General features: G+C 52.1%; 22 protein-coding genes. 10 read left to right on the top strand and 12 right to left on the bottom strand.

Features of this window, described 5'->3' with window-relative positions:
- Positions 1–103 precede the first annotated feature (103 nt).
- Complete coding sequence (locus tag I9W95_RS04045) at positions 104–1858, bottom strand: hypothetical protein (protein WP_225672108.1); 1755 nt, start codon at positions 1856–1858, stop codon at positions 104–106.
- Between the two features lie 276 nt (positions 1859–2134).
- On the opposite strand from I9W95_RS04045, the gene I9W95_RS04040 reads away from it, so the two are divergent.
- Positions 2135–2788: an OmpW/AlkL family protein gene (locus I9W95_RS04040; protein ID WP_225672106.1), complete on the top strand. Its 654-nt coding sequence runs from the start codon at positions 2135–2137 to the stop codon at positions 2786–2788.
- 50 nt (positions 2789–2838) lie between these two features.
- Here I9W95_RS04040 and I9W95_RS04035 read toward each other — a convergent pair whose 3' ends face one another.
- The 4 genes from I9W95_RS04035 to murI form a co-directional block, all read right to left on the bottom strand.
- Positions 2839–3438 (bottom strand): chalcone isomerase family protein, encoded by a 600-nt coding sequence (locus I9W95_RS04035; RefSeq protein ID WP_225672104.1) that lies wholly within the window; start codon positions 3436–3438, stop codon positions 2839–2841.
- 78 nt (positions 3439–3516) lie between these two features.
- On the bottom strand, positions 3517–4908 hold the full coding sequence (cls, locus tag I9W95_RS04030) for a cardiolipin synthase (RefSeq protein ID WP_225672103.1): 1392 nt from the start codon (positions 4906–4908) through the stop codon (positions 3517–3519).
- A gap of 20 nt (positions 4909–4928) precedes the next feature.
- Entirely contained in the window at positions 4929–5480 is a 552-nt protein-coding gene (gene folE, locus I9W95_RS04025; RefSeq protein ID WP_225672101.1) for a GTP cyclohydrolase I FolE, read from the bottom strand.
- Positions 5481–5560: 80 nt separating this feature from the next.
- Positions 5561–6343, bottom strand: a complete 783-nt coding sequence (murI, locus tag I9W95_RS04020) for a glutamate racemase (RefSeq protein ID WP_225672098.1) — start codon at positions 6341–6343, stop codon at positions 5561–5563.
- Between the two features lie 118 nt (positions 6344–6461).
- Here murI and I9W95_RS18465 point away from each other — a divergent pair, with 118 nt between their 5' ends.
- The 3 genes from I9W95_RS18465 (at position 6462) to I9W95_RS04005 (ending at position 8594) form a co-directional block, all read left to right on the top strand.
- Entirely contained in the window at positions 6462–7457 is a 996-nt protein-coding gene (locus I9W95_RS18465; protein WP_318653590.1) for a GGDEF domain-containing protein, read from the top strand.
- A gap of 72 nt (positions 7458–7529) precedes the next feature.
- Positions 7530–8363 (top strand): polyphosphate kinase 2, encoded by an 834-nt coding sequence (gene ppk2, locus I9W95_RS04010; RefSeq protein WP_225672096.1) that lies wholly within the window; start codon positions 7530–7532, stop codon positions 8361–8363.
- A gap of 9 nt (positions 8364–8372) precedes the next feature.
- The gene (locus I9W95_RS04005; RefSeq protein ID WP_225672095.1) at positions 8373–8594 is read left to right on the top strand and encodes a hypothetical protein; all 222 of its coding nucleotides are present in this window, start codon (positions 8373–8375) and stop codon (positions 8592–8594) included.
- 18 nt (positions 8595–8612) lie between these two features.
- Here I9W95_RS04005 and I9W95_RS04000 read toward each other — a convergent pair whose 3' ends face one another.
- The 5 genes from I9W95_RS04000 to I9W95_RS03980 all read right to left on the bottom strand — a co-directional run bounded on the left by I9W95_RS04000 (position 8613) and on the right by I9W95_RS03980 (position 11962).
- Positions 8613–9200, bottom strand: coding sequence for a YceI family protein (locus tag I9W95_RS04000; RefSeq protein ID WP_225672093.1), 588 nt, complete (start codon positions 9198–9200; stop codon positions 8613–8615).
- Positions 9201–9216: 16 nt separating this feature from the next.
- Complete coding sequence (locus I9W95_RS03995) at positions 9217–9702, bottom strand: DUF2489 domain-containing protein (RefSeq protein WP_225672091.1); 486 nt, start codon at positions 9700–9702, stop codon at positions 9217–9219.
- A gap of 91 nt (positions 9703–9793) precedes the next feature.
- Positions 9794–9961, bottom strand: a complete 168-nt coding sequence (locus I9W95_RS03990; protein ID WP_225672088.1) for a hypothetical protein — start codon at positions 9959–9961, stop codon at positions 9794–9796.
- Positions 9958–11646 (bottom strand): SulP family inorganic anion transporter, encoded by a 1689-nt coding sequence (locus tag I9W95_RS03985; RefSeq protein ID WP_225672087.1) that lies wholly within the window; start codon positions 11644–11646, stop codon positions 9958–9960. Before I9W95_RS03985 ends, I9W95_RS03990 begins: the two co-directional genes overlap by 4 nt.
- Entirely contained in the window at positions 11633–11962 is a 330-nt protein-coding gene (locus I9W95_RS03980) for an ArsR/SmtB family transcription factor (protein WP_225672084.1), read from the bottom strand. Before I9W95_RS03980 ends, I9W95_RS03985 begins: the two co-directional genes overlap by 14 nt.
- Before the next feature lie 100 nt (positions 11963–12062).
- Here I9W95_RS03980 and I9W95_RS03975 point away from each other — a divergent pair, with 100 nt between their 5' ends.
- Together I9W95_RS03975 and I9W95_RS03970 are read left to right on the top strand one after the other, a co-directional pair.
- Positions 12063–12926, top strand: a complete 864-nt coding sequence (locus I9W95_RS03975) for an MBL fold metallo-hydrolase (RefSeq protein ID WP_225672082.1) — start codon at positions 12063–12065, stop codon at positions 12924–12926.
- 82 nt (positions 12927–13008) lie between these two features.
- Positions 13009–13446 carry a DUF695 domain-containing protein gene (locus I9W95_RS03970; protein ID WP_225672080.1) on the top strand — a complete coding sequence of 146 codons (438 nt, stop codon included), beginning with the start codon at positions 13009–13011 and terminating at the stop codon, positions 13444–13446.
- Here I9W95_RS03970 and ylqF read toward each other — a convergent pair.
- Entirely contained in the window at positions 13409–14326 is a 918-nt protein-coding gene (ylqF, locus tag I9W95_RS03965; RefSeq protein WP_225672078.1) for a ribosome biogenesis GTPase YlqF, read from the bottom strand. The two genes, I9W95_RS03970 and ylqF, sit on opposite strands and share 38 nt — an antisense overlap.
- Before the next feature lie 216 nt (positions 14327–14542).
- On the opposite strand from ylqF, the gene I9W95_RS03960 reads away from it, so the two are divergent.
- Positions 14543–14734 (top strand): hypothetical protein, encoded by a 192-nt coding sequence (locus I9W95_RS03960; protein ID WP_225672076.1) that lies wholly within the window; start codon positions 14543–14545, stop codon positions 14732–14734.
- Positions 14735–14771: 37 nt separating this feature from the next.
- Here I9W95_RS03960 and I9W95_RS03955 read toward each other — a convergent pair whose 3' ends face one another.
- Positions 14772–15365, bottom strand: coding sequence for a hypothetical protein (locus I9W95_RS03955; RefSeq protein WP_225672074.1), 594 nt, complete (start codon positions 15363–15365; stop codon positions 14772–14774).
- A 134-nt stretch (positions 15366–15499) separates the two neighbouring features.
- Between I9W95_RS03955 and I9W95_RS03950 the strand changes: the two genes are divergently transcribed.
- From I9W95_RS03950 to I9W95_RS03940, 3 genes are all read left to right on the top strand, one after another.
- Positions 15500–15796 carry a BolA family protein gene (locus tag I9W95_RS03950; RefSeq protein ID WP_225672072.1) on the top strand — a complete coding sequence of 99 codons (297 nt, stop codon included), beginning with the start codon at positions 15500–15502 and terminating at the stop codon, positions 15794–15796.
- Positions 15797–15888: 92 nt separating this feature from the next.
- On the top strand, positions 15889–16539 hold the full coding sequence (locus I9W95_RS03945) for an START domain-containing protein (RefSeq protein WP_225672070.1): 651 nt from the start codon (positions 15889–15891) through the stop codon (positions 16537–16539).
- A gap of 123 nt (positions 16540–16662) precedes the next feature.
- On the top strand, positions 16663–18030 hold the full coding sequence (locus I9W95_RS03940) for a substrate-binding domain-containing protein (RefSeq protein WP_225672068.1): 1368 nt from the start codon (positions 16663–16665) through the stop codon (positions 18028–18030).
- Positions 18031–18149: the final 119 nt, after the last annotated feature.

Here is an 18149-nt window from a genome sequence, read left to right as displayed (position 1 = left end):
AAGGCGTTTCAGATTGAAAAACAGCAGCTGAGGAATGCTGCAGTTTGGAGTGACATCCAGTCACTCCAAACTGTGGGACAGCAGCGGGCATTGCCCGCTTTTTTTATAAGTTGCGCATAGCCATGGTGTAGCGCTTACGCAATGTATGTTCGTCTATCTGTTCAGAATTCAGATGTCCGCTGAAGCGCATGGCGAGAATCTGCTGGCACAGTTCGCTGATATCCTGATAGCTCTCGTCGGCCGGAGGGAGTTCTTTTTGCAACTGATAGTCGGCAGTAAACTCGACGGTATCGCCGGCCAGGCGCAAGGTAATACTCAATGCCTGACTGAGCTGAATGGCGGGTTCATTAATGATCAGGTGTTTGAACAGGAATCCCAGCAAATCAGGGTTTTCTTCAATAATCAGCGAAAACGGTAACTTCAGTTCGTAGTCGATTGCGGTTGGCGGATTCTCTTCAAACCAGTGTTTGACGCAGCTGGTGAGGTTCACGCTTTCACGGGCATCAGAAGCCGACACCGCCAGATATTCTCTTATGGCATTCAGGCTACGTCCTTCTGTCTCCGGGCTATCCCCACAAGCACCACTCAACTGGCGCAGCAATAACTCATTGATTTTCTTCTGCTGAGCCATCTGCTCCTGATTCTGCGTGCGATCCAGCTCATGTTCCAGTTGGCGAATCATAGCTCGTGCGCGCTGCTGCTCGTTATAGAGCTCTTCGGTCCGCTGCGTCACTTTGTTTTCCAGGGATACTGCCAGGTCGCGCGCTTTGGCCAACGCCAGTGATTCACTGGTACGGTCAGTGACACAAATGAGAATCTGCCTTGGCCGTGTATCTTCGTAACGAGTGATTTGCAGAGTAATGTCGAGAAAACGTTGTTCGTCGCGAAAGTTTCGCACTTCAAAACTGTCCTGAACCCGGTTCAGACGTCCCAGCAACAACTTATTAATGCGCTCTCTTTGTTGTACCGCATCCGGTCCTGCGATACGCCCGAGCAGGGCATCCATCGGATGCGGCAGGTTTTCCAGCTCGTATTCGGTAATCCCGAACTGAGATGCAAAATGCGCATTGCCAATAAACTGATCGAGGTTGACGTGGTAAGTACAGAAGCCAATGGCGGCATTGTTGATGGCGATACTCAGTTGCTCTTTTACATGTTCAATCTCGCGCCGCGATTTTTCCTGTAGTGACAGATCCTGCTGCAGGCGGTAGCGCATGTCGTTGACGGCATCCACCACCATGGTGATCTCATCAGCAGAGTCACTGGAGTGGTCGGTGGTCAGCGGAGTATCGAGATTGTTCAGATGAAACTTCTTTGCCCAGTCGGCCATCTGTGCCAGGCGCCGGGTAATGATGCGATGGACGATAAACAGAATAAATACGGCAATGGAAAAGGTTTTTACGAACTGAATAGCAAGGATATTAAGGGCTTTCTGTTTTATCTCATTGTGCAGTTGGGTGTGGTCGATGCTGATGTGCAGATTCCCAAGGTGATACGCCTGGCCGGCACTTTCATAATCAAGGGGAAAGTTGAAATGCTGGTCTGTATGGCTGTAGGCATCGCCGGCACTGTGCAGAACCTCATCTTCGTTTTCTATAAATACATAGACCACACCGGGAAAGTTCAGGATACCGAGCAGCTGCGCTTCGATCTGCCGATAGTCAAAGTTCCAGAGGCTGTAGCTGATGCTCTTCTGGTAACTGTTGCGGATCTGTACAACGCTCTGGTCGTAGCCACTCAGGCTGCGTTCATAGTCCCCCTTCAGAATGAAAGCAAATGCGGCCAGAGCAGTGATAAAACTGAAGGCCAGCAGATAGGACAGAAGACGCTGACCGATAACAGTCGAAAATTTATTCATAGATGTGAGCGTTTGCCAGAAATCCTTTAAGCCAACTATAGCGGGAAACCGCGCAGTTTCACTACGGTAATGTATTCCATTGTGCAGTTTTCAGATGAAATAGTTGTGCCATTCGCTGGCCTGATTGGGATGAATGTGTAGGGAATTTGACTTAGCACAATTTTCTTATGGGTATAAAACCCACCATTTTTATTTCTTGATTTACGTCAAACTGGCCAATCTGCCTTCCGTTAATCTGGCCTCATCTTTTCGAGAGCACAGATGAAGGAATACACAATGAAATTGATGAAAACTCTGTTAGCCAGCGCCGTAGCCCTGTCCGCAATGCCAGCTCTGGCCTATGAAGCAGGCGATATCATTGTTAAAGCAGGTCTCGTTAACGTAGCACCTAAAGACAATAGTGCGGATACGTCTGCAGTGACCAGCTTGGTGTTGGCAAAGGCAGATAACAGCAGCATGGAGATTGATTCCAATGTGCAGCTGGGTATCACTGGTGTGTATATGGTTACTAATAACTTCGGTGTTGAAGTGCTTGCCGCGACTCCTTTTGAGCACACAGCTTCCGTTAAAGGTGGTGATCTTGATGGTACGGATCTGGTAACAGTTAAACATCTGCCGCCAACGGTTTCTGCTCAGTATTACCCAATGGACGCTGCCTCTAAGCTGCAGCCGTACATCGGTCTGGGTCTGAACCATACCTTCTTCTTTGACGAAAAAGATGAAGCTGGTCTGGGTATTAAAGGCCTGAAACCTAGCTGGGGTCTGACTTATTCCGCTGGCGTTGATTACATGATCGACGATAAGTGGCTGGTAAATGCCGCTGTCTGGAAAATGGATATTGATACCGAAGTTAAAGGTAGTGCTGCTGATGGCATGGAAGTGGAAATCGATCCTCTGGTTGTTATGGTCGGCGCTGGTATGAAGTTCTGATAACGACTTCTGCTACACAAAAAAGCCACGCATAGCGTGGCTTTTTTATTTCATTCGACGGTTGTTATCTGTTCTTCTGAATGGTCGAGACCGAGAATGCCGCGTTTGAATTTGTGCGTGACCGGGTATTCGCCAATCCAGATTTTCATCAGAGCATCAAACAGGTCTTTGCCGGGAATGATGCCTTTCTCTTCGCCTTTTATGACAACTTTTGAACCCTTGCCGGGAATGTACTCAACATAGCCCACGTCACCACGTTCCATTTTACTGTCAAACATAGTAACCAACTGGTCGAGTCGATCGGATAGTGCCGCGGCTTCCTGCTCCGACAGGTTAAGCTGCATCGCATCGTACATAGCGGATGCGATACGTCGCCCTGAAACGCGGTTGACCAGGATGTGGTAGACCACACGTTTATGGGTGTCCTGAGTAATCAGGTAGTCAGGGTCGTCACTGGGGTTTTCAACATACATCAGGCCGACGTAGGCATCGACGAGATAATACATAGTACGAATGGCAGCACCGTTAAGCGCCATTTCAGGGTGAGACTGGGTTTCAGGAATAACTTCGGAAAATTCAAAGTTGGCGATCGTGCGGGCATCTGCGATGGGGGCGAGTGCCAGCAGTGCGGTCAAAATAGCAGGTTTCATAGCAGCTTCCCTGTTCTGAACATCCTCAGACCATTCTGGGACCGGCTAACAGGCAGATGCTATGGCGGTATGGGCCAATCAGAGCAGCGGAGACAGTAAACGGCTGGTTTTAGCCAGTAATACAGACCACCAGTGGCGGTGGATACTGGTCGGACGGGAGGCAGCAAAATCGTCGTTGAGCATGTCTTCAGTCTGCTTCGCCAGTTTCCGGTCGCGAATAAGCGCGCCAATTTCAAAATTAATACGCAGTGAACGGTTATCCAGATTGGCACTACCGATGCTGGTCCACTCATCGTCGATCAGAATTACTTTCTGGTGCAGGAAGCCAGCTTCGTAGGTATAGAACTTCACGTTACAACGACTGAGTGGCGTTATGTAGCTGCGCATTGCCTGCTGCACCAACCAATTATCTGTTTTTTGTGGCAACAGAATACGGATGTCCAGGCCCCGGAGTCCGGCGAGTTGTATCGCTGACAACAGATTCTGATCCGGAACGAAATACGGACTGACTAACCAGCAACGCTGGCGAGCCTGATGAATCAGATGGCTGAAGTACAGGCTGGCGCTTTCGGTTTCATCGGCCGGGCCGGTGGCAATGCACATGACATCAGAGTCACCACAAGGGGCCGGCATGTCCCAGCGAATGGATGGGATGTAGCCCGTCGCCCAGTGCCAGTCCTCAATAAACGCCTGCTGAAAGGCCAGCGTGGCCGGGCCAAGGATTTTAAGATGAGTATCCCGCCAGCTGAGCTGCTCGTTACTGAGGTACTCGTTTCCCAGATTGTAGCCACCGACGAATGCGGTATTGCCATCGCAGATCACCAGCTTGCGGTGGTTGCGGAAATTCAGCTGCATACGATTACGCAATTGCAGCGGGTTAAAGCGCGATACCCGCACACCGGCCTCACGTAAACGTTTCAGGTATTTACGGCTCAGGCCGTGGCTACCGATTTCGTCGTACAACAGAAAGGTGGCGACGCCAGCCTGTGCCTTTTCGCACAGTGCATCGGCCAGCGCTGTTCCGGACTCATCATCGCGGATAATGTAGAACTGCACGCACACATAGTGTTTTGCCTGTGCAATGCTGCGGAACATGGCGTCAAAGGTTGCATGCCCCGACCGCAGTAACTCGCACTGATTGCCACGAGTCATCGGCAGGCGGAACAGGTTATTCAGCGGTTGCGTCATCGCATCAGTGGCGGCGGCATTTTTCTGCAGGGCTGAGAGGATATCTTCGGCTATAAAACTGAGTTTGTGGTCACCATGACGGCGCGCACGCAGGTAGCCATGTAAGCGGCGGCTACCGAAAAAAGCATAAAGGGGCAGGGTGACAACCGGCATGAGCAGCAGGCCCAGCACCCAGGCTATAGTTCCCTGGGCCGTTCGCCCCTGCCACAGGGCATCCAGAGCTGCAATGGCCCCGAATGTGTAGAGAATGAGGGGCCAGATCCACCAATCCGTTGCTGACATCTGACCTCCGCTTCAGTGCTTCAGATTCCTGCCAGGCGCATGAACTCTTCACGGGTCGCTTGCTGCTCGCGGAACGCACCTTTCATCACAGATGTACGCATCATCGAGTTCTGCTTCTGCACACCGCGCATCATCATGCACATATGCTGGGCTTCGATAATGACACCGACGCCACGGCAGCCAGTGACTTCTTCCACCGCTTCAGCGATCTGCTTGGTCAGGTTCTCCTGAATCTGCAGGCGACGGGCGAACATGTCTACGATGCGGGCGAACTTAGACAGGCCAAGGACTTTACCGTTTGGCAGGTAACCGATGTGGCAGCGGCCGATAAACGGCAGAACGTGGTGCTCACACAGAGAATAGAATTCGATGCCCTGAACCACCACCATTTCGTCGTTGTCGCTGCTGAATACAGCGTTGTTTACCACGTCAGACAGTTCGGTCTCATAGCCGCTGGTGAGGAACTTCATTGCTTTAGCGGCACGCTTTGGCGTATCGAGCAGGCCTTCCCGCTCTGTATCTTCCCCAAGTTCTTTCAATACCTTGCGGTACAGGGATTCAAGTTCAGACATGTGATTTCCGTGTGGTTAAAATACCTGAGTAGTTTACTCAAATTTGAAAAACTTATACACGCAAAAAGTTGTATAGGTTTTTATATGCTTAATGGTCCGGATTGTAGAACCTCACCCAGGCGCTGCAAATAGCGTAACGCCCCTTGCGGCGGCTTTTCTGCGTCAGTCCAGAAGAGGCTGAGTTTACCTGAATCTGTGTCATTCTGCGCGCTCATCAATGAGGCAACGCGACGTGCTATGGCCTCGCCTGAGTCCACCCAACAGGTCTCCGGCCATAGCGATTCCATCGCATCACGCAGCAGCGGGAAGTGGGTACAGCCGAGCACTATGTGGCTCATCGGATGCTGTTGCAGCCATGGGTTCAGGTGGCCAAAAAGTTCTGCTGGAACGTCACCACTGATCAGATAGTCCTCCGCCCACTGCACCAGATGGGAGCTGCCGAAGCGGGTCACTTCACAATGGGAGGCAAAGTCGCTGATCAGTCGGTCGGTGTAGGGGCGGTTGACCGTCGCCGGGGTAGCCAGCAGGCCGATACGGTTATCTGGTGTCAGCTCAGCTGCAACTTTAATGGCCGGAACCACTCCAACCACGGGAATGCTCAGTCGGCTACGAAGCTCATCAAGGACCAGTGTGCTTGCAGTGTTGCAGGCAATCACCAGGACATCCGGTGACAACTGGTCAACGGCTTTCAGGCAAACACTCAGAATTCGTGAAATAAGAACATCATCGGGTTTGATTCCGTATGGAAAAAACGCATTATCCATCAGATAGAACAGGTCTGGTGCTGGCGTCTTCTGGCGGATTTCGCTCAGGATGCTCAGACCACCGACGCCGGAATCAAATATCAGGACAGATGATTTCATGAAAATTCTGGTAAATGAAAGCGGGCAAGTTTAGCAAATATTTTTTTAGAAGGCCTGATTCTGAGCGTTCTGACAGGAAGCAACTATACTCTTTTGATGATCTGAGGAGCAGTAGTCAGTGGACTTACAGGAATTACTGGACAATGCACGACGCAATGAAGCTCTGCTAAGACGGTTGCAGGCATTTGAACTGCAGCTGTTGTCCTGTCAGACCTGGTTCGATTTTCTGACGCTGTTGCTTGATGGCCTGCCAGCACAGTTTGAGCTGGATGCTGCCACGCTGAAAGTCTGCGATCCGGATGGCGAGCTCAAAGCTGCCATGCTGCAGTCACTCGATATTGAGCAGGGCGTGCTGCTCAACCAGCTTGAGTTCCAGGCCCGTGTACCAGTGATTGAAGCCTCAGCTGTTACTCCTCCACCACCCTGGAAAAGCGGATTAGCATTGCCACTGTTACGCAATGAGGTTTATCTGGGACAGCTGCGCCTTTACTCCTGCAGTGATGATCGTTTCCGCAGCGGCATGGCGACTGATTTCATGCAGCATCTGGCCGCTGTGATTGCTGCTTGTATGGTTATGGTCAAGCAGTCGGAAGAGCAGGCCCGTCTGGCCCTGACCGATCCGCTGACGGGTGCCGAAAATCGTCGTGGCTTTGAGCGGGCCTATGAGCGCGAGTGGGCCCGAGGCCAGCGTCAGTACCATATTTTCTCCATGATTCTTCTCGACCTTGATCACTTTAAACAGGTGAATGATGTGCATGGTCACGGCACCGGTGACAGAGCACTGAAGATGCTGTGTCGTACCATGAAGGGGATTTTGCGCCCGACTGATCATATTGGCCGTCTGGGCGGAGAAGAGTTTGCTGTTTTGCTGCCGGGCTGCCAGCCGGATCAGCTGGAAGCCGTTGTGCAGCGGATTCAGGAGGCAATCCGCACCATGGTCGTGCTCAATGATCAGGGCCGTCAGGTAGCAATGACGGCGTCCGGCAGTTATGTACCGGTGACGTCGAGGCCTCATTCACCGTTGACCCTGACACAGATTATCGATCACCTCGATACCTACCTTTATCAGGCCAAAAAGAACGGCCGTAACCGTTTTGTCTGTGCCGAACAGTGATCTGAGTCAGGCGTCAGGACTGACACTTCGGGCTACAGTTTAAGTAACAACGATCTGCTTTCCGGAGGTGCCATGACAGACATGGAAAAGAATCATTTGCCCCTGATAATTCCACAGCCGGGGCCTGAAGATCCTACGCCACATCTGCCTTACGGTGAGCGTTTGTCCCGCAGTCAGTATGAGCGCGAGAAGCAGCAACTGCAGATTGAACTGCTGAAGATGCAGGGCTGGGTAAAAGAAACAGGACAAAAAGTCGTCATTGTATTTGAAGGGCGTGATGCTGCCGGCAAGGGCGGTACGATTAAGCGCTTTATGGAACACATGAATCCTCGGGGAGCGCGTGTTGTCGCGCTGGAAAAACCGTCGGAAACTGAAAAAACACAGTGGTACTTTCAGCGTTATATCAAGCACCTGCCTGCGGCCGGTGAGATCGTGATGTTTGACCGTTCCTGGTATAACCGCGCGGGTGTTGAGCGCGTAATGGGATTTTGTTCCAACAACGATTATCTCGAATTTATGCGCGAAGTGCCGGAGCTGGAACGGATGTTTGTCCGTTCCGGTATTCGCTTATTTAAGTTCTGGTTTTCAGTCAGTCGTCATGAGCAGCTAAGGCGCTTTCAGAGTCGCCAGGTAGACCCGCTGAAACAATGGAAACTGAGTCCGATTGACCTGGCATCGCTGGATAAATGGGATGATTACACCGAAGCCAAAGAGGCTATGTTCTATTACACCAATCACATGGATGCACCATGGACGGTTGTGCGCTCCGATGACAAGAAACGTGCGCGTCTGAATACGATGCGTTATGTCTTGTCGCAGCTTGATTACACGAATAAATCAGACTCGCTGAATCTCGATCCGGATCCTTTAATTATTCAACCGGCGACACAGTCGATGGACTGTTAAGGAGGCTGTATGCAGGATCGTCCACATAAGAAACATGCAGAGAAAATTATCGAACAGTTCCGTAGCGAAATTGGCGATGATTTATGCAAGAAAATTGGTGACTACCCGTTCGGCAGTTTGTCCGTGCTGATTGAGTCGGCGTTGAATACGGCCGTGATGGAGTCGATGAACGATACGGTGTCGGATCTGGAGAATGTGCTCAAGCGCGTTAAAAAACGCGCTCGGGCCTGAGTTTGGCAGAGTGCCTGTTTACTGCGCCTGATTGGCAAATATCAGGGTGAAGTTCACCGGCACTACTTCGCTGATTGCTTTCAGACCGGCAATATCCCGCAGTTTGCGGATGCCTTCTGCCAGCGCAAAGTCGTCTGACTGGACCATCACCGGAGCAATTGTCGATACCAGGATGGTTCCGTTACTGGCCGGGGTTATCTGAACCAGTGCTTCCAGCGGGCTTTCAGAGCCATGCAGGGACAGGTTGCCGGTGAGGGTAGTGCGCACAGATTCACCTTTCTGTACCTGCTGCATAAGCACCGGATCAAGCTGTGTGCTGATGTCGGCAGTGGCAAAGCGCGCAGTTTCAAACAGTACATCACGCATACGCTGGTCGCGTACCGGAATCGCTGAGTCGATGCTGGTGAGATCGATGCTCAGGGTGGCTGAGCCGTTATCCTGCAGACGACCAACCAGAGTTCGGAAAGTGTGCACTTCGGTCAGGTGTGTATTTTTAGTGGTCAGAAAGTTCAGTTCAGACCCCTTCTGTAATGTCCATTCTGCCTGGGCTATTGGCGCTGCCAGTGTCAGCATTGAGGCCAGTGCAATCCATCCTGCATTTTTCATACGACTTCCTTTTTAATTACTGAATCAGAGTTACGGTTGGGAATGAGTGGCTGACCAGCCATTTCAGTTCACGTTCAATAGCGTTTTTGTGCTGATCTTCCAGGGTCAGGCGCTCTTTATCGAGTCGGAACTGTTCTTTTTTGCTCAGCTGTTTATAGGCGTCGAGAATCGGCATCGCTGAGGTGGCGTTATAGTGCTGGCGCAGGGTTGTCAGTTCATCCTGCAGCCAGGTATCCGGGTCCAGTGCCTGGATCAGATAATGCAAACGCAGTACGCCTTCGGTGATTTCGCATTGCGCTTCCAGCACCGAGCGGGCAATAAAACGAATATCAGAAACCAGTTCCAGCTGCTTGTTGCGCAGATTAAGTGCGGCTTCAGCTTCTTCTTCGGCCTGACGCTGCTCCACTGCTTTCACCTTACGGGTCAGGTGCAGCGCGTAGACTGATAGTGCTGCAATAATAATTAACGCCAGCACAATCAGGATCAGGTAGGTGGTATTCATGCATGACTCCGCAATATCAGACTGTCCGCATGATACCGGGAGAAAGAGGCTTAATTAACCGTCAATTTGCAGGGAAAAGGAAAGCTGACAATTATTTGCACAGCTGGCAGTCATCTGTGCGGCTGCCTTCACGGTAGCGCACCCGGATTCTGGCGCCACCGCGTTGCGCAACCACCTCATAGCGCGCCGGGCGTTCGTGGTTTTTGTCTGCGTCTTGCGCTTTGCTGCTGTCTGCTTTGCTGTCCGATGTTTTCGTCATACGTTCCCCAGATGGCGTAGTGCCTCGCTGGCTGTAAAGAAAACTCGTCCGGGTTGTAGCCGTTCAAGCAGATCGGTCTTATTAATCTGGTCCATCACCGGCCCTTTGAATTCGGCAAGGTGCAGCTCAATCTGCTTGTCATGTAACTCGCTCAACAGGTGGCTAAGGGCTTCAAAACCACTGAAGTCGATGTAGTTAATGGCACTGCCGACCAGTACCACGTGACGTACCTGTGGCTTGTCCTGCAGACGTTGGGCAATGTAGTCCAGCAGAAACTGACTGTTGGCGAAGTAGAGATTTTCATCAATCCGTACCATCAGCACTTCCGGGCACGTGGTGACCTGGTGGCGCAGGACATTACGGAAGTGATCACTGTCGGCGAAGCGGCCTATTTCTGCGATGTGCGGTTCACTGGTGCGTTTCAGATAGAGCGCCAGCGACAGCATCATTCCGAGCAGAATGCCTTGTTCCGCACCCATTAGCAGCACGGCTGTAAAGGTCGCAAGCCACACCAGACCGTCGCTTTTACGAAAACGCCAGGCATGCCAGCCATCCTGAAAACGAATCAACGGCCAGACCGCCAGCGCGACTATGACACCGAGGATGGCGTGGGGCAGCGTTGCGAACCAGTCAGTGGCAAACAGGCAGACCAGTGCCAGAGTCGAAGCCATGACAATACTGCTCATCTGACTGCGGGCACCGGCGCTGAAATTCACCATGCTGCGACCAAAACCACCGGCTACCGGGTAGCCCCGGCTGATGGCGGAGGCGGCATTGGCCAGCGCCAGAGCCAGTAGTTCCTGGTTGGCTTGCAGGCGAATCCCTTGGGCACGGGCCATAGAATTACCCACCGACAGACTTTCCAGATAACCAATTAAGGCAATCACCGCCGCTGACGGCAGTAGGCCCTGCCAGTCATGTGAGAATAAAGCAGGAAATTGCAGGCTGGGCAGTCCACCAGGAATATGCCCTACGGTACTCACCGGTAACTGACCCGCTTGCGTGGCAATAATACCTCCGCCAACCAGCAGCAGTGGCCCGGCTTTAGCCAGAATATTAGTCACTGATTTCGGCAGTGCAGAACGCGCCAGCAGCCTGGCAGCGTAGCGTTGCCAGCCCCACAACAGAAGCAGACCGAGCACAGAAATCATCAGTGCCTGCGGCACAATCTCTGATGAGTGGCTGGCAGAATAGGTCAGTGGTTCCCACACGTGCCCTGAACGCGGAATGCTCAGGCCGGTAAAGTACTTTATCTGATTCAGCAGAATCAGAATGGCTGCTGCACTGGTGAATGCAGAAATAACAGAATGACTGATAAAGGTGGTCCAGCGTCCCAGATCAACCATGAAATACAGCAGATAGAAGGCTGCCACCAGCAGGGCAAGGGTCGCGGACAAAGCAATAAAATCGTCGCTGCCTGGAGCGGCGAACGCTTTCACCGATTCCAGTGTCATCAGTGACACAACGGCTACCGGTCCAACAGCCAGTGTCGGGCTGGTGCCCGCCAGTGCATAAAATATGGCTGGCAGTAATGCCGCATACAAACCACTTTGTGGGGGCAGGCCGGCCAGCATGGCATAAGCGATGGCCTGTGGGACGATGACGATGGCAACAATCAGGCCGGCGCTGATATCAGCACTGAGCCAGTCTTTCTGATATCCCTGTAAGGTATTACTCAGTTTCATTGGCGCATTCGCAGTACAGTCCGTTGAGAACGTTAATGATACGTTCGGCCTTATCGTCACTAAGCTGATAATAGACGTTCTGAGCGCAGCGACGGGTATGTACCAGATGTTCGGCTCTTAGCCAGGCAAGGTGCTGAGACAATGCCGACTGACTCAGCGGGAGACGTTGCGACAGATCACTCACCGAGACTTCACCATGACGAAGACAGCACAGAATGTTCAGGCGATGTTCATTCGCCAGCGCTTTCAGCAGGCGCACGGCCTCCTGACGATGGCGGTCCAGAGCCTGATTGTCGGGCAGTTTGCTCGCTTCCATCTTCTATACTCGGTGACGCATTAACCTGTACAGTGTATATCAAATATTGCTAAATAAGAATATGCTAATATAATCAAGTTAAATTTCAGGAGTCAGATCAATGAGCTACCGGATAGAAAGCTTCTTTCACGACGATACTTTCACCTTTACCCATATATTGGTTGATGAAGGCAGTCAGACAGTGGCTGTGATTGACCCGGTGCTGGATTTTGATCAGAAGTCCGGACGAACCGGTACCGACTTTATCGATGCCATTCTGAGTCAGGTCGGTAAACAGTCGCTGACGATTGACTACGTTCTGGAAACGCACGCCCATGCAGATCACCTGACTGCGGCTGATTACATCCGCAAGCAAACGGGTGCGCGTATTGTTATCGGCAAGCCGATAACCACAGTGCAGGCGACCTTCAGGAAAATCTTCAATGAGGGTGAACGTTTCCTCGCCGATGGTCATCAGTTTGATCTGTTGCTGGCCGATGGTGAAAGCCTCTCGCTGGGCGAGACGGTTATCCGTGCTATGGCCACACCCGGTCATACGCCGGCCTGTATGAGTCTGGTGGTTGAAGAGCGTGATGTTTTTGTTGGCGATACCATTTTTATGCCCGATGTGGGCAGTGCCCGCTGTGACTTCCCGGGCGGAGATGCGGGGACCCTTTACGATTCGGTGAAGCGTCTTCTGGCGTTGGGTGACGATGTTGTGCTGCATCTGTGCCATGACTATCCGCCGGAAGGGCGCCCGATCCAGTCCAGTGTGACGGTCAGAGAACAGAAGGCCGCTAACATTCATATGAAGGATGGCGTATCACGTGATCAGTTCATTGGTATGCGCGAAAGTCGTGATGCCGGACTGGAAATGCCGCGGCTGATTCTGCCGTCGCTGCAGGTCAATATCCGTGCGGGGGCGTTTCCTGACGCAGAGGACAATGGTGTGGCCTACCTGAAACTGCCGCTGAACCTGCTCTGAAGGGCATAACGGCGGCGTTAACCTGTTGCTTTTGATTGGTTTTCTATTAATCTGAGAAAGACCAAACAAAAAGGAATAAGAAATGCTGGCGAATAACCGATGGATCCGTGCGTCCGGTAGCCTGCACGATAAGCCAATCAGCATTCAGTACCGCGAAGACTGGGAAACCGTGCGGGACGCTGATCATATGGAGATCTGTGTTCAGATTGCCTGGCAGGCTGACAGTGTGGACGACAGCACAGGATTTCCGGCGCTGAGCGAACAAAGCCGCATTCTGACTTTCTCTGAACATCTGCAACAACAGCTGGAACCGGCTGGTAATGCACTGGTGAGCATGGTCATTGCCCACGATGGGGTGAACCAGTGGATTATCTACTGTCGTGACCTTGAGGTGCTGAAAGAAGGCCTCAATCAGATTCCAACCGGTGAAGGACTGTATCCGATTGAGGTGGTGGCGGATGAAGATCCGTCGTGGAATACTTTTACGCAGGTTTATCAGGCGATTCAGCAGCAAGCCTGAGGGCTTCTTCCTCCAGACGCCGGGCTTCAATGACTGCCAGCTCGGCTTCTACCACCTGCGGGTTTTCCAGTGAAATCCGGCCAATCTTTCCCGACCGCATTTCGTGCAGTACCAGTTCCGACACTTTGTGCAGATCAGCTATACCGCCGGGGCGTAAACAACCGCGCTTCGCTGCAATGGTATGCATCGCTTCCTGCGCTGTTTCCGGCAGCGCCTTCAGTTTAAAGCGCTCGGTTAACTCTTTCGGGTAAGCCGTCAGCAGGTAACCCAGGGTAAAGGTCGCGACATCGGTGTATTCCATTGCCGTATCCTTAACCGCGCCGCTGGCGGCCAGACGGTAGCCACTGTGCTCATTCTCAAATTTTGGCCACAGAATCCCCGGGGTATCCGACAGGATCAGACCGTTCTTAAGATCGATCATCTGGTTGGCTTTGGTTACCGCGGGCTCGTTGCCGGTTTTGGCAATGTAGCGGCCAGCCAGCGCATTGATCAGCGTGGATTTACCCACATTGGGAATCCCCATGATCATGATCTTGGCGGTTTGCTTTTTATCCAGCTTATTACTTGCCAGCTGTTTGCACAGTGTCACCAGTTTCTTAACCTGTTTGCGATCTTCTGCCACCAGAGGCATTGCTTTGGTGTTCATCTGGCCACTGAAGTAGTCCACCCACTGCTGGGTCACTTCCGGGTCCGCCAGATCGGCTTTGTTCAGAATCTTGATGCAGGTTTTATCGCCGCGCAGTTCGTCAACCAGAGGGTTCATGCTGGACCATGGCAGGCGGGCGTCCAGAACCTCGATCACCAGATCGATTTCCGGCATTGCCTCACTGATTTTCTTGCGGGCCTTGTTCATGTGACCCGGGAACCATTGGATGGCCATAGTGCGCTTTCTCAATTGACGGAACGTTAAAAGGGCGGCACATTGTAAAGCAAGGCCAGTGGAGAGCAACCGCTCACCGCCATCAGGATGCAGAAGGGCCTGTTTTCGGATGCATTCCGTTGGTAAAAGGGTAGTGCGATACACCGGGCTGTCACAATGACGGGTTACTCTCAGCGTAGTCAGAACGTTGTGAATCTATTCGGCTTGGAGACATCTATGGATCTGTTACCGGAAGACTTTGCTAACACGGCAAAAAAGCAGGGACGTCAGGCATCCGCAACGGTTTCGGGGCGGCGCAGGGCGGGCTTTTTACTGGGAAATAAGTTTGTGTTCTCTGACCAGATGGAGCTGTTCTGGATGGAGGCTGGCCCCGGAGAGTTCCGGGAGCTCAGGATCTGGCGCAAATAAGCACCGGATAGCGGCCGGGCTGCCCCGGCCAGGGCGATTAACCGAATACGGAAACTGGCTGTGCCGCTTCCTGATTGTCTTCGCTTACCACTTCTTCAGCGTCGCTGTCATTGCCAGCGCTGCTTTCAACGACTTCATTTTCCATTTCAACCGGTGCTTGCTGAGTTTCAGCTTCCATGGTGTCGTCGTTGGCATCGTCATTCATCGCGATTGGCTCTTCTTTCTCAGCCTGTTCCGCTAACTTTGCCTTCTTGCGCTCAATCTTGGTGATCTGGCGATCGTTGTTGGCCCAGTAGCCTGGCTTGAAATCGATACCCGGCAGGCCGTTCTCTTCGGCAATTTCATTGGCGACTGAACGGGCAGCATCGTCTGCATCACGAGCCATCAGCTTACGTTCACCCGCTTCAACACGTGCAAACAGGTCAATAAGGGCGTTAGAAAGTACTTCCTGCGCCACCTCTTCACGGGTTTTGCGGAAACGGCGGGCGATCATGTTCAGCATCGCCAGATCGTTGGCATCAACGCGCATGGTGAAAGAGGCCAGCGTTTGTTCAAGTTCACGCTGCGCTTTCTCTTCTTCATAGTAGCGGTCGATCAGAGACTGGGTGCTGGTGGTATCGATATCCTGCATATGAACATCCGTCCGGTAAGTGGGTTAAACAGCCCGATACTGTATCGGCTTAGCGGGGTCTGCTCAACTCCCGGAACTGATTTCCGCCGACAGCTGATTTATCATGGGCGACAGAGAAAACAGATGAGGTATTTATGAGCATCGCCGAAACGATTCAGAGCAAGGTGGCAGAACTGAACCCGCAGCACATTGAACTGCTGAACGAGAGCCATATGCATGCCGGCCCGGCTACCGACTCACATTTTAAGCTGGTGCTGGTCAGTGAGGCGTTTGATGGCCTGCGTGCGGTTGCCCGCCATCAGAAGGTATATGCACTGCTCAAAGACGAGCTGGCCGGGCCGGTTCATGCTCTGGCTCTGCACCTTTATACGCCGCAGGAATGGCTTTCAGCCAATGTTCCAGCGTCACCAAATTGCCAGGGTGGTCACTGAGCAAAGCGCTGTCGCCTTTGTCCGATGTTAACCTGTTCCCTGACGCTGAGCGCGGGCATTCTGACGGCTCATTGCCAAATCCTGGGGGTTTAATGCGTCTGTTGTTTGTATTGAGTCTGCTGCTGTTGCCGGTGTTCCAGTCCGTAGCCGCTGACTGGGAGCTGGTAAAAGAAGACAAGCGACGCGCCATTCAGGTGTTCCTGCGCGATGTTCCGGGTTCTGAACTGAGAGAGTTTCGTGGTGAAATGACGCTTCGTGCGCGGATTCCATCTCTGGTGGCGCTGGTGGAGGATACATCGCAGGCGCCGAACTGGTTGCATCAGTGCAAAGCACTGGAACTGATCGAAGCCTACTCTCCGCAACGAAAGCTGTTGTATATGGTGTCAGATGCGCCATGGCCGGTTACCGACCGCGACAGTATCTTCCTGAGCGAACTCAGTCAGGATGAGCAGGGTAATGTCGTGATTAATATGACAGCCCGTCCCGATGGTTTTCCTGCCAATGATGATTACATCCGCATTCCGCGGATGAACGGGCGCTGGACCTTCGCTGTGCAAGAGGGCGATATGGTGAAGGTAACCTATCAGGTCCATGCAGAGCCTGGTGGCGGCCTGCCGTCATGGTTAATCAACAGTGTGGTGGTTGATAATCCGTATTACACACTGCGTAATATGGCGCGTATGGTTAATGAAGAACCGTATCGTGATATACAGCTGAGCCATGTCCATGACGCCGTTCACTGATTGCGATTGGAACGACCTTTCTTTGTAACTATCTGTTTTAAAACAGTTTTTCTAAAAATTAAAGCAACTGTAATAATTCTGTAACATTTGCCGCACAAGATGGCGGCCGAAAATCATACTCATATGAACAGGATTATTACGGCCATGTTTCTTCGTTGTATTTCCGCCTCCCTGCTGGTGCTGTTTTCGGCCTCGCTGTTTGCTGCTCCGGCGCCTTTCGGGGATCAATGGCTGGATAACGAACGTCTGCTGACCATTCATGGGTCTAACACCATTGGTGCCGAGCTGGCGCCGAATCTGATTGAAGCGTATCTGCGAGCCAAAGGTGCTGACAAAATTCAGCGTCAGGAGAGTGCGGAAAACGAAACTCTGATCACGGCGGTGGTTGATGCCACTGGTCAGCCAGTATCGGTGCTGGTGGCTGCTCACGGTTCAGGCACAGGCTTCAAAGGCTTGTTTAATGGTGATGCTGATATTGCAGCAGCGTCGCGCCCAGCCAAAGATAAAGAAGCGAACCTTCTGCTACATAAAATGGATGTGCGTAGCCCGCAAAGCGAACACATCATCGGTATCGATGGCCTAGCGATTATTGTTCACCCGGATAACCCGGTGAATGATCTCAGTGTGCAGGAAATTGCTGGTATCTTTTCTGGCGAATACCAGGATTGGGCTGAGCTGGGTGGTCGTATAGGGCCGATTCATGTCTATGCCCGTGATGATAAATCCGGTACCTGGGATAGTTTCAAGAGCATGGTACTGGGTAAAAAAGCATTGATCGAAACCGCTCAGCGCTTCGAATCTAACGCTGACCTGTCAGACACCGTCAGCGGTGATGTAAACGGCATTGGCTTTGTTGGTTTGTCTTCGGTACGCCAGTCGAAACTGGTATCTGTTTCTGATGGTGCTGCCAAGTCTCTGCTGCCAAATAAACTGACTGTTGCCACTGAAGACTATGCGTTGTCCCGTCGCTTGTTTATGTACACCGACGAAAATCCGCAAAATCCTTACGTGTCTGAGTTCATGGCGTTTGCACTGGAAAATGCAGGTCAGCAGATTGTGGCGGACACAGGGTTTATTTCACAGGAACTGAAAGCGGTAGTGCCCGAGTTCTACTCTGAATTACCCAAGGATTTCCGTGATATCACTACCGATGCCAAGCGTCTGACCATCAACTTTCGCTTCCATGCTGGCAGTGCCAAACTGGATAACAAAGCGCTGAAAGATCTGGAGCGTCTGGTCGATTATCTGCATGCGAATCCGGGTGCTGAGCTGGTGCTGGTAGGCTTTGGTGATACCAAAAAATCGGAAAAGCGCTCGGACCTGCTGTCCAAACTGCGCGCTATGGCCGTGCGTCGTGAGCTGGTCCGCTATGGTATTTACCCGAAAGCGTCTGTCGGCTATGGCGATAACCTGCCAGTGGCCTCACTGACCGGTAACGATGGTAAAACCAAGAACCGCCGCGTGGAAGTATGGGTGCGTCAGGCTTCCTGAGCCGACGTCAGGCATAAAAAAAACGGGCCAATGGCCCACTGCTGTCCCACAGTTTGGAGTGACTGGATGTCACTCCAAACTGCAGCATTCCTCAGCTGCTGTTTTTCAATCTGAAACGC

It is taken from the genome of Thalassolituus marinus (assembly GCF_020320395.1).
GTDB lineage: Bacteria > Pseudomonadota > Gammaproteobacteria > Pseudomonadales > Oceanobacteraceae > Venatoribacter > Venatoribacter marinus.
The sequence above is the reverse complement of the archived record's forward strand: the minus strand, read 5'-3'. Positions and strand labels throughout refer to the sequence as shown.